Raw genomic sequence first — 12,106 nt, forward strand, 5'->3', positions numbered from 1 at the left:
ATAGGAGAGACGAGATTGGAGCCGACCAAGTTTTTCGCAAAGCGGAGATTTCTCAAGATAGCGCTGCTGGGCGTGGGCAGCACGGTGGTTGCCGCGGCAGGCGGCGTCGGCTATCTGACGCTGACCAACCGCTTTCGCAGCCGCTACGGGACACTGCTTGTGCTCGATGGGCATCTTGCAGACGTGGTTCACGCGCTTGCTGAAGCCTGCGTACCCACCGCCACCGGATTCCCGACCGTGGAACAGGCCGAAGTCGTGACGCGGATGGACGAGGAGCTGTATTTCGTCAGCGAGGGCATCAGTGGTGATCTGAAGGCTGCGCTGTATCTGCTCGAGATGCTGCCCATGACGTACGGCCACCTGTCGCGCTTGTCGCGCCTGTCCGTGGACGAGCGCCGCGAGCTGCTCACGCGGGCCAGCGGCACGAAGGATGACACCGTACGCGCCGTCATCGCCAATCTGTCCGGGTTGATGCGCTGGTACTACTTCGGCCATCCGTCCACCTGGAATGCCATCGGCTACGACGGCCCCTTCATGAACCTGCCCGAAAAGCGCAGCGAACAGCGTGTGCTGTACGCCCGGCTCGTCGGCAAATCGGCTGATTAAGTAGAGAAACATCATGACAGGCAAACCATTCGAGTACACCGACTACGCCACGCTGGACACGATCAACGCGGAGGTCTGCGTGATCGGCTCGGGCTGCGGCGGCGCCACGGTCGCCTACAAGCTGGCCGAGGCAGGCATCGACGTTGTCGTGCTGGAAAAGGGCGGCTATTACCCCGCCTCGACGTTCGACAACCGCGAATTGAACCAGGCCGGCAAGGTGGATGCCGAGCGCAACCTCACCAGCTCCACCGACGGCTCCACGTTCTTGACCTATGGCGAACTGGTGGGCGGCACGTCCGTGCACTACTGGGCCGACAGCTACCGCACGCCGGACGATCGGCTCGCGCTGTGGAGCGACAAATACGGCATGACAGGCCACGGCAAGAGCGAACTCGCACCGATCTTTGCAGACATCGAGCGGCGTCATCACATCCACGAAGTGGAGCCGATGTACTACAACAAGATGAACAAGCTCTTCCGCACCGCGGTCGAGCAGCTCGGTTGGCAAGGCGCGCCCATCCACCATGCGCGCCATGGCTGTGCTGGCTCCGGGCATTGCATGCAGGGCTGCGCGCTCAACGCCAAGCAGAGCCAACTGGTGACGAGCATTCCGTCGGCCATGGCATTGGGCGCACGCGTCTATGCCGATCTTCGCGCAGATCGCTTCACCTTCGATGGCAAGCATGCCACCCAACTGACGGCGAGCATCATCGACCGCCGCCGCAACCGGCCCGATGGCCGCAAGGTGACGATCAAGGCCAAGCACTTCGTCGTAGCCGCGGGCGGGTTCAATACGCCAGCATTCATGCTCGCGCAGCCGGGGCTGAAGGAGGCACTGCCTGGGCTGGGCAAGCACTTCGGCATGAACCCGGCGGTCTTCGCGCACGGCATGTACAAGGAGGAGATCATCCTCTGGCGCAGGGTCCCGGCGGCCTATGGTGTCGAGGAGTTCCGGCGTGCCCGCTACGATGCCAGCGGCAAATACGTGGAAGGCGGCTACCTGCTGGTGCCCGACCAGATTCAGCCGGCATTGATGGGCTACACCATCCCCGGCTTCGACGCCGGCGCCGCGGAGTGGATGGCCAAGCTGCCGAACGTGGGTGGTGCCATCGGCTGGCTTGACGACCACCCCAACGAGCTTGGCGAGATCCGGCTCGATTCGAAGGGGCAGCGTGAAGTCCATTATCCGTACGGGCCGACCACGCAGGCCATGCTGCGCGACCTGATGAAGAAGGCCACGATCGTCAATTTCAAGGCCGGTGCCACCAAGGTCATGCTCAGCGACCTGCGCCGCACGACGCTCACCTCGATCGATCAAATTGGCCTCATTGATTCGATCGAGATCAAGCCCGGAAATCTCTTCATTGCCGCCCCGCATCCATTCGGCGGATGCCGGATGGGCACTGACGCCCGGACCTCCGTGACGGACTCCACGCACCGCGTGCACGGCTTCGACAACCTGTTCGTGTCCGACCCCTCGGTGTTTCCGACGGGGCCGTCGGTGGACCCGAGCGTGACCATCATGGCGTTTAGCTATGTCGCCGCGGGGCATATTGCAGCCGCGCTTGGCAAGCAACTGACCCCGCTGACAGCGGCTTAATGGAGATGTTTTGAAATGAAATCTACGCGGTTTGTTTTGCCTTCTGTTGTGGTCTTGTTGGCGCTTTCCTCGCAGGCACAAGCCTTCCGGGATCAGGCGCAAGAGAAGGTGATCGAAAAGGCGTCATGGAGCAAACGCAAGGCGAACGTCCAGCCGACTGACGGTGCGCGTGCTGGCACGCCCGCCGAGCCGGTTCGGTCCGGGCATCCCTGAGCGCCTGGCTGTCTGTTCTGGCGGAATTGTCGGCAGCGGCACCAACCCCCAATGGTGAGTGCGCAGCATTTTCCTTGGGGGTTTTTTCATTCCTACGGGCCGTGGTTTTGAAGAGGCCCTGCAACGCCTTGGCTCGCTTCCGCCATTTCGCCCTGTTGCGATCCCGGCCAACGGCTTGATCGAATCCATCAAAACTCGCGACCAACGATATGCACTGCCTGCTGGCTTGAAGTGAGTCGGCGTTGATTGGTCGCGCCATGTCTTGATGGCTGCGTCTGTGTGACAGGTTTGCTCATTCTCGATAACGCCGAAATACCGCGCTTTCTACACTCGATTCAACGGCGCGAATGCGTGTGGCGGGCTGGTGGTGCTGGATGCCACGCCAACGGTGAATACCCAAAGGAGGAAGCTTCAAATGCTTAAGACCGAGCTGCGACAAGACAGATCGCCATTGATTGAAGACAGCGTTGGTAGGAGACCCATGATGAAGAAGTACGGAATTGGAACCGTGTCCGCCATTGCGGCGGCGGTGTGTCTTGCGATCGGAACCGCCGCCATGGCGGAAGACCTCACGCCCGAAGGCGGTGATCGCGCGGCGAGCAAGGATGGTGCAGTGCCTGCCTACGCCGGCAAGCAATCGCCCGAAGCTGGTTGGGAGTGGGGCAAGATTCGCGGGGATTTCTGGAAGCACAAGAATGAGAAGCCGCTGTATTCGATCGACGCATCGAACGTCGATAAATACGCTGCGCACCTCACGCCCGGGCAAATCCAGTTGGTCAAGCAGAAGAAGGGCTACCGCATGGACGTGTATCCGTCGCACCGCGAATGCCAGGTGCCGGACTTCGTGGCCCAGAACTCCAAGGCGAATGCCTCTGCAGCCAAGCTCGATTCGACCGGCGAGCAACTGCAGACTGCGGCCCTGCCGGGTGTCGCTTTTCCGCAGCCAAAGAACGGCGCGGAAGCCATCCTGAACTACATCTACCGTTACCGCGGTGAAGCCATGGAATGGCCGACCGGGATCACCAGCATTTCTCCTCGGCCGGGTAGCAATGAGGGGATCGATTCCATCGGCCCGCAGATCACCTATTTCCCGTGGGGCAAGCCCGGCAAGACGAGTCCGCAGGACGTTGACCAACTGAGTCTCGCCTTCTATTTCAAGATCGAATCTCCACCGGCGCTGGCGGGCCAAGCCTTTGTGCAGCGTCAGTTCTTCAACAAGCCGTCGGAGACGTTCTACTACTTCCCAGGCCAGCGCCGCGTGCGCCGCATGCCGGCCTACACGCACGATGCGCCGTTGATTGGTTACGAAAACCAGTATCTGGTTGACGACTTCAACCTGTTCAACGGCGCGCTGGATCGCTTCAACTGGAAGCTGGTCGGCAAGAAGGAAATGATCGTGCCGTACAACGCGTTCGGCATGTACAAGTTCAAAGAGAAGCTGCATGACGTCGCTACGCCAGAGGGGATTGCTGCGGCGAACCGGCGTTACGAGATGCATCGCGTGTGGGTGGTCGAGGCCACGGTCAAGCCCAGCGCGCGCCACGTTGCGTCGAAGAAGGTCATCTACCTGGATGAAGACAGCTGGCTGGCACTCGCAGGAGAGGACTACGACGCGCAGGGCAAGTTGTGGAAGGTGCGTGAGAGCTACCCGATCCCCGTGTGGGAGCTCGGCGGCGCGTGCGACAACCAGCCGTTTGTGCAGTACGACCTGAACAACGGACGTTACGTGTTCGACTCTTCAACCATCGGGCAAGGCAAGGACCTCCGCTGGTACCAGCAGGTCAATGATCCGCGGTTCAAGCCTGATTTCTATACGGCAGAAACACTGCGGTCGGTCAGCGAGCGCTGAAGATCAGAGCATGAGCGGGGCCGGCGCGCGTTTGAGGAGGCACGCGCCGGCATCAAACGGGATGGAGGAAGGCAAATGAAAACAACGAAGATGTTCCAGCGAACGACGATCTCGCTTGCGGTGCTGGGCGCAACCGCGTCGAGTGCATACGCATACGACTTCACGCTGGGCACCGATGACGCGGTCAAGGGTTCGCTGGTCAGCAATGTCACTGCAGGGGCGGGTGTCCGCACCAAGAACCCAAGCTGCGCACTGACGGGCGATCCGAACGCAAACGGCTGCGGCGCGGCGGCCAACACCGACCAGTGGGGCGCTGGCGACAATGGCGATTTGAACTACAAGAAAGGCAAGCCGTTCAGTACGTACCTGAGCGCCACCAGCGAACTGCTTCTGACGATGCCCAGCCAAGGCCTGAAGTTCATGGCGCGCGGCACGGGCATGTACGACTTCATGGCCAAGAATACGGAGCGCACGCAGCTGTCGAGCGACGCGAAAGCGCAAGTGGTATACGACGCCCACGTGCTCGACTTGTGGGGCCAGAAGGACTTTACGATTGCGGATCGCAACGCGCACGTGCGTGTCGGTAATCAAGTGATCAACTGGGGCGAAAGCATGTACGCCATGGGCGGCATCAACGCTACCAACTCGCTTGACATCCAGAAGTTGCTGATCCCGGGCTCGCAGCTCAAGCAGGCACTGCTGCCGGCACCGATGGTGAGCGTTGCCGCCGATCTGTCGCATGGCTTCAGCACCGAGGCCTACTACCAGTTCATCTGGAACGGCAACCGCCTGCCGCCGGTGGGCTCGTTCTGGTCGGTGTCCAACATCGTCGGCCGGGGTACGGAGCCCTTAACGGTCAACACGAACAATTTCAATGCGTACGGTCCGAGCGCCGGCACGGTGGCGGGTCAGAACGGGCTGAACAGCCGTGACCCGGGCACGATTGCCGCGATCAACAATGGCCTGGTCAATGGCGACTTTGCCGGGCCACCTTCATCCGACTTCGGGCTGCCAGTGTCGAACAAGCTGCCGTCAAAATACAAGCCGCAGTTCGGCCTGAAGCTCAACTACGTGCCGAAGTCGATCGATGCGAACTTCGCGTTCTACTACGAGAATTACGTCGACAAGTCGCCGGTGCTGACCTCGTTTGCGAACAACACACTGCAGTGGTCATACCCGCAGAACCGCCAGCTGTTTGGCGTGAGCGCGAATTTCCCGGTCGGGCCGTGGGCTGTCGGCACGGAGCTGTCGTATCGCCCACGCGATGCGGTGGCGCTCTCCAGCTGCTATGGCGCGGGCGGCCCGCTCGACGCGAACGTCAACCCCGGTGGCGTCGACTGCCAGCAGTCGATCGACCGCAAGAAGCTGCAGTTCGGCATCAACGGCCTGCTGGCGCTCACACGCAGCGAGTACCCGTTCCTCAAGCTGATCGGCGCAGACTCGGCCACGCTGACCGCCGAAGCCACCTGGATCTACTACCCCGGCCTGGGTTCGAGCGTCACGCGCACGATCAACGGGCGACAGATTATGCAGGTGCCGCAGGCGGGCTACCTGAACTGGCTGAACTACAACTCGGGCACCGGTTATCCGATCGGGATGGGACAGGGCACATCCAGTTCGGTCGGCACCACGATCGACTTCAACTGGACCTACGACGGAACGCTGGTACCCGGTTGGCAGGTGACGCCTGGCGTGACGTTCAACGCCGCGCTCTACGGCTACACACCCACGTTCAACGCCAACTACATGCAGGGTGCGAAGTCGGCCAACTTCTACGTGCTGTTCAACCAGAACCCGACGGTGTGGCAGGCGGGCATCAATTTCACGGTGTTCTGGGGCGGCCACAACACGGTGGGTAACCCGTATTCGGATCGGAATTTCATCGGCGCGTTTGTCACCCGGAATTTCTAATGGGTGAAGTGGTGCGAGGCGGCGCACGCGGTGCGCCGCCGGAATACTTGAAGGGGTAGTGTCGTGTTGAATCGTCTAGTTGCGGGGCTGGAAAATGCCTTCTTCAGCCACCGCGCAATCGTGCTGGCGGTGATTGCTCTGTTCACTGCGGTGATGGCCGTCTTCGCTGTGCAACTGCGCATGGACGCCGGCTTTGAGAAGCAGATGCCGATCGGGCATGAGTACATCCAGACGTTCCAGAAGTACCGGAACGATCTGCTGGGTGCGAACCGCATCACAGTCGTGGTCAAAGCTCGCCAGGGTTCCATCTGGACGCCCGAAGGGCTCACCCGGTTGTACAACGTGACGCAGGCTGTGACGTACTTGCCGAATGTGGACCGAATCGGCGTGCGTTCGCTCTGGACGCCCAACTCGTTCGTCAATGAGATCACGGAAGAGGGCTTCCGTGCAGAACCGATCATTTCTGGCAACATCACGCCCGATCAGCTGACTCCTGAAGTCGTCGCAAGCATTCGCCGTGCGACGACACTGGGTGGCTATGTCGGCACGCTGGTCTCGCACAACGAAGACAGCGCAATGATCACCGCTGAGCTCAACGAGCGGGACAAGGCTGGCAAGACACTCGACTATGTGGCGTTCAACCACCTGCTCGAAGACAAGATCCGCAAGCCGTTTGAAGACGCCGGCTACGAAGTCCAGATCATCGGCTTTGCCAAGCAGATCGGTGACATTGCCGATGGCGCCAAGGGCGTACTTGTCTTCTGCGTGATCGCGCTGCTGCTAACGGCCCTCTCGGTGTATTGGTACTGCCACTCGGTGCGCTTCACCGTGCTGCTGATCGTGTGCTCCTTGAGCTCGCTCGTCTGGCAGTTCGGCACGTTGCGGCTGCTGGGCTTCGGGCTTGATCCACTGGCGGTGCTGGTGCCGTTCCTGGTATTCGCGATTGGCGTGTCCCACGGCGTGCAGCAAGTCAACTTCATCGTGCGCGAGATTGCGCGCGGCAATAGCTCCTACGACGCGGCGCGCCACAGCTTCAGCGGTCTGCTGATCCCCGGCGTGCTGGCTCTCGTGACGGCCTTCGTGTCGTTCATTACGCTGCTGCTGATCCCAATTCCGATGGTGCGTGAGCTGGCGATTACGGCATCGCTCGGTGTCGCCTACAAGATCGTGACCAATCTGATCCTGCTCCCTGTCGCGGCGTCGTGTTTCAACTTCACACAAGCCTACGCGGAGAACGCGCTCAAGCGCAGTGCGAAACGCTCGGCGTTCCTGCGGCCGCTGTCGCGCGTGGCCCAACCGAAGGTGGCTGGCGCCACGCTGTTGATTACGTTGATGGTGTTTGGCCTTGCCGTCTGGCAGAGCCGTGACCGTGTGATCGGTACCTTGCAACCCGGCGCTCCCGAACTGCGTGAGGAAGCGCGCTTCAATCGCGACGCAACGTCCATCGCGGGCAACTACGACATGGGCCTCGACTGGCTTTCGGTGGCCATCGAATCGAGCGGTAAGGCGTGCGACAACCCGGCTGTCGGGCTGTATGAAAACGAATTTACGGCCGTCATGCGGACTGAACCGGGTGTGGTGTCGGCCCAGTCGTACTCAGCCATGCTGCGCACCTACAACCAGGGCTACAACGAGGACTATCCCAAGATGAACGTCGTGCCCATCGACCCGGACAACTATGGGGCGGTGTCGGTCGATGTCGGGCGCCTGAAGGGGTTCATGACGGCCGATTGCAGCATGACCGCTGTCCACCTGTACCTGACCGATCACAAGGCCACGACCATCAACCGGATTCTGGACGACATCAAGCAGTACCGCGTGTCGCATCCGTTCCCCGGCATCAATATCCGCCTTGCCGCGGGCAATGCCGGCGTGCTCGCCGCCACCAACGACGAGGTGGAGAAGAGTGAGTTGCCGATGATGCTGTACGTGTATGCGGCGATCGTGATTCTCGTGTTCCTGGCGTACCGCGACTGGCGATCGATGCTGGCTTGCTGCGTGCCGTTGGCGGTGGCTACCTTCATCGGCTATTGGTTCATGAAGGAACTCAAGATTGGCCTGACGGTGGCCACGCTGCCAGTGATGGTACTCGCAGTGGGCATTGGTGTGGACTACGCGCTCTACATCTACAACCGGCTGCAGCGGCACCTGGCCGAAGGCGATCCGATCGAGCGGGCCATGGAGCGCGCGCTGGAGTTCGAGTGCGTGGCGACGATCTTTACCGCCATCACCCTAGCAGTTGGCGTGGCGACGTGGAGCTTCTCGGCGCTGAAGTTCCAGGCCGACATGGGCAAGCTGCTGGCCTTCATGTTCATCGTCAACCTGGTGATGGCGATGACGGCCCTGCCGGCCTTGGCCTCGGTACTGGAGCGGTGGTTCCCGCGTCGCAAGCCGGCGCGTGCCCCGGGCCTGCTCAGCCACTGATCGGGAGACACAGCCATGATCAAGACGATTATTACCAGCCTCGCACTGTGCGCGACCACCGCAGTGTTTGCGCAAGCCTCCTCCAAAGGAACGGTTGACGCCTGGGCCGCAAAGCCCGCGCACACGTGGAGCGCTCCCACTCACATGATGCTGCTGGACGCCACGCGCGCCGGCAAACGCATCGTTGCCGTGGGTGAGCACGGCATCGTTCTGCTCTCCGATGACGACGGCAAGACCTATCGGCAAGCGAACACCGTGCCGGTGTCCGCCACGTTGTCTGCGGTCACCTTTACGGATGACCGGCGGGGCTGGGCGGTGGGGCAGTGGGGCGTGATTCTCTCCACTAGCGACGGCGGCGAAACGTGGCAAAAGCAGCGAACGGACATCACGGTCGATCAGCCGCTGTTCTCGGTGCTGTTTACGAACGACCACGACGGCATTGCCGTGGGCCTTTGGTCGCTGATGCTGCAGACACACGACGGCGGCAAGACATGGACGCGTACCACGCTGCCGAAGCCCCCCGGCGGCGGTAAGGCGGACCGCAACCTGTACCACGTGTTTGCGGATGGCAAGGGCGCGCTGTACATCTCTGCCGAGCAAGGCACGGTGCTCAAGTCCATCGACGGCGGTGCCAACTGGGACTACCTCGCCACGGGCGGCAAAGGGACCCTGTGGTCGGGTGTGGTCATGCCCGATGGCCGGATCGTGGTCGGCGGGCTGTTGGGCAGCCTGTTCCAGAGCAGCGATGGCGGGGCGACCTGGCAGCCGCTGAAGACCGAGACCAAAAGCTCGATCACCAATCTCGTCGCCAACGGCAAGGGGCTGATGGCGGTGGGGCTCGACGGCTTGGTGATGCAGCAGCGTGAGGAAGGGGCGCCGTTCCATATCGCGCAACGGCCCGATCGCGCAGCGCTCACCGCAGCGGTGATCGATGCAGGCGGCAAGCCGATCCTTTTCTCGAATGACGGTGTGCTGGATGCGCGATGAGCGCGCGAGGTAAGGGGCGGCATGGCCCCGTGGTGCTGTGACGCAGACTTGGCGCCAGTCGGGCTTGCCGACATCACTTCTCCTAGATCCCGGTATTTGGTCTCCTCTGGGGTCTTTCCATGCCGTGTACGCACGGCATTTTTTTATAGGGTTCCGTGCCGGAATCGGACGGCATTTGAACCGAACTGCGGACGAAAGCCATCCAGCGCGGCGGCTTCTCGTCAAGCATGTGTTACGCGAGGTAATCATCCTGATGTCCACCAATACCTTCACTAAAGGCTTTAGAAGTGAGATTCAGAATCGAGCATTTGCGCTTCGCGCCATCGAGCGCCTCGCAAAGCGTCTCGATGGTGACCCGCGTCAGGTACTCTGGGCGGCCTATCTGAAATTGGAGGTGTTCAACGCCCCCATCTACCAACAAGCGGCTGCCCGGTGGGGGTTAGACGCGACTCCTGGGGCTGCAACGCTGGTCAAAGCGTGGGTGATCGGCTCGGTTCCGAGATTTCTCTTAAGACCATTCTTGAAGTATGTGCACTCGCAAACGGTAATCTATTGCGAAAAACTGAGAAAGCTCAGAAGCATTGGACCATCTGATTCTCTGGAATTCCTCGAATACATGGTGGATCAAGAGGATTTTCAAATCGAATTGATGCGGCTTTCTCTCGACGGAAGAGATTCAATTTTGGGTAACAAGATTGACGCCTTCATCCGAAAATACGAGGGAAAAATCTTGATCGGAAATAGAGGATAAGGTACCGGCGTCCATTTAGCCCCACCGGCCGAGCACAACGGTCTGGTCGCTTTGCAGTCCACACGAGAACACATCATGTCATTTGACCAAGCATCGCCTCTTCAAAGCAGATCGTTCTGGCAGCATGCCTATGGAGAGTACTCGCCCAATTCGCCCCTGGCCGAAGATCTGAAGGTCGACGTGGCGATTGTGGGCGGGGGCTTCACGGGCCTCAACACGGCGTGGCAGTTCAAGAAGGACAACCCCAATGCACGCGTGGTCGTGCTCGAAGCCGCAATCATCGGATTTGGTGCGAGCGGTCGCAACGCGGGGTTCAGCACGAAGATGTTCGGCCTGGAACCCGAGGTGGTCCTGCTACGCTGGGGCAAGCAGAAGATGATTGATGCCCATCACTACCTAAAGCTCGCGGTCGCCCATACCAAACACCTGATCGAGGACAACGGCTTTCAGTCGGATTATGAGCATCGAGGATTGGTTCGCGCCACCTATACGAAGCAGCAGTTGGGGCGAATGCAAAAGACCTACGAGCTGTTTCAGAACCTGGGCATCGACGAAGACATGGTCTGGCGCGGAGCAGAGCAGTTCCGCCAGGACTTCCATTCGGAGCGCTTTGCGGGCGGCATCTATGAGTCAAACACCGGATACCTGAATCCCTGCAAGCAAGTGCGGGCGCTCAAATCCCTGGCCGAATCGGCGGGAGTTTCCATTTACGAAACGACCCCGGTCACGAAGATAGAAAGGACATCGTCCGCGATCGTTGTCACAACACCGAACGGAAAAATTACGTCGGACAAGTTGGTCATCGCGACGAACGCCTACACGCGTCAGGTTCCAGGGCCGCAACGGCTGCGGTCGCGCCAGTATCCCCTCTGGACCTATCAGATCGTCACCGAGCCGTTGAGCGATGCGCAATGGGACAGCATCGGCTGGAAGGAGCGGCAATCCTTCGGAGACAACCGGCAGATGCTGCACTATTTCAGGCCGACGACGGATGGCCGAATCATCATGGGCGGCGGCGATGTGATCCCGTACCGGACGGGGGCCAAGGAGGAGATTCCTGCCCCCGCCGCCTGGCAGCATTGCGAAGAGCATCTGAAATGGATCTATCCCCAACTCAAGAACATCCGTATCGATTATCGATGGGGCGGGCCGGTATCGGTCACGATGGACGCGGCTCCCGAGATCAGCTTCATCGAGGATGAACGCATGATCTACTCGGGCGGGTGCTTTGGTCACGGGGTTGCGTTGACGCACCTCAATGGCCGGACCATTGCGGATCTGCTTGAGGGGAAGAAAACCGAGTTGACGGAATTCTGGATCGTCAATCGGAAGTCGCTGTCAATGTCCAGCGACACGCTCTCATTTCTCGGAGGCGGAGTCGCTCGCGGTGCACTCAAGGCGTGGGACTGGTGGGAGGAGAGGAGCCTGAAAGGTGGCCGCGTTGAGACGGCAGTTGTTGGCAGATGAGAGCCACACTTCGGGATAGTTTTCTCTCGGGTTGGCAGGCGGGTTGCGGCAGGCAGCGCAGTGATCGATACCAGAGTGGTTTCGCCGGATATACCAAGGCATGGCTCGGTAGCCCGAATCCTTGCATTGCAGGTGGGGCAACCACAAGTCAACCCATTGCGATTGGTTTCAGACCGCGCAGAGCCATCAACAGTGCGATCTTGCTGCCCGTAAGTGGTGCGATATCTCCCTCTCGCCAGTCTGGCATCGTCACGTCTACCGGCTGGACGCCCAGATTCCGGAGGCGGGCGCCGAGTAC

9 protein-coding genes are annotated in these 12,106 nt (G+C 60.6%); all 9 read left to right on the top strand.

What is annotated here, in order from left to right; translation table 11 throughout:
* Window positions 1-15: 15 nt before the first annotated feature.
* The 9 genes from NG900_RS06180 to NG900_RS06220 all read left to right on the top strand — a co-directional run bounded on the left by NG900_RS06180 (window position 16) and on the right by NG900_RS06220 (window position 11,808).
* Window positions 16-606, top strand: a complete 591-nt coding sequence (locus tag NG900_RS06180) for a hypothetical protein (protein ID WP_252677985.1) — start codon at window positions 16-18, stop codon at window positions 604-606.
* A gap of 13 nt (window positions 607-619) precedes the next feature.
* Window positions 620-2,206: an FAD-dependent oxidoreductase gene (locus NG900_RS06185; RefSeq protein ID WP_252677992.1), complete on the top strand. Its 1,587-nt coding sequence runs from the start codon at window positions 620-622 to the stop codon at window positions 2,204-2,206.
* A 15-nt stretch (window positions 2,207-2,221) separates the two neighbouring features.
* Window positions 2,222-2,419: a hypothetical protein gene (locus NG900_RS06190; protein ID WP_252677994.1), complete on the top strand. Its 198-nt coding sequence runs from the start codon at window positions 2,222-2,224 to the stop codon at window positions 2,417-2,419.
* 481 nt (window positions 2,420-2,900) lie between these two features.
* Complete coding sequence (locus NG900_RS06195) at window positions 2,901-4,268, top strand: DUF1329 domain-containing protein (RefSeq protein ID WP_252677996.1); 1,368 nt, start codon at window positions 2,901-2,903, stop codon at window positions 4,266-4,268.
* Window positions 4,269-4,343: 75 nt separating this feature from the next.
* Window positions 4,344-6,179, top strand: a complete 1,836-nt coding sequence (locus NG900_RS06200; RefSeq protein WP_252677998.1) for a DUF1302 domain-containing protein — start codon at window positions 4,344-4,346, stop codon at window positions 6,177-6,179.
* 63 nt (window positions 6,180-6,242) lie between these two features.
* Window positions 6,243-8,603 carry an efflux RND transporter permease subunit gene (locus NG900_RS06205; RefSeq protein ID WP_252678008.1) on the top strand — a complete coding sequence of 787 codons (2,361 nt, stop codon included), beginning with the start codon at window positions 6,243-6,245 and terminating at the stop codon, window positions 8,601-8,603.
* Between the two features lie 15 nt (window positions 8,604-8,618).
* Entirely contained in the window at window positions 8,619-9,590 is a 972-nt protein-coding gene (locus NG900_RS06210; RefSeq protein WP_252678017.1) for a WD40/YVTN/BNR-like repeat-containing protein, read from the top strand.
* A 253-nt stretch (window positions 9,591-9,843) separates the two neighbouring features.
* A complete protein-coding gene (locus tag NG900_RS06215; protein WP_252678019.1) occupies window positions 9,844-10,341 on the top strand; it encodes a hypothetical protein in 498 nt (165 codons plus the stop codon).
* 75 nt (window positions 10,342-10,416) lie between these two features.
* Window positions 10,417-11,808, top strand: a complete 1,392-nt coding sequence (locus NG900_RS06220) for an NAD(P)/FAD-dependent oxidoreductase (protein ID WP_252678021.1) — start codon at window positions 10,417-10,419, stop codon at window positions 11,806-11,808.
* Window positions 11,809-12,106: the final 298 nt, after the last annotated feature.

Origin of the sequence: Ralstonia soli (genome assembly GCF_023955655.1) — a bacterium.
GTDB classification, from domain to species: domain Bacteria; phylum Pseudomonadota; class Gammaproteobacteria; order Burkholderiales; family Burkholderiaceae; genus Ralstonia; species Ralstonia soli.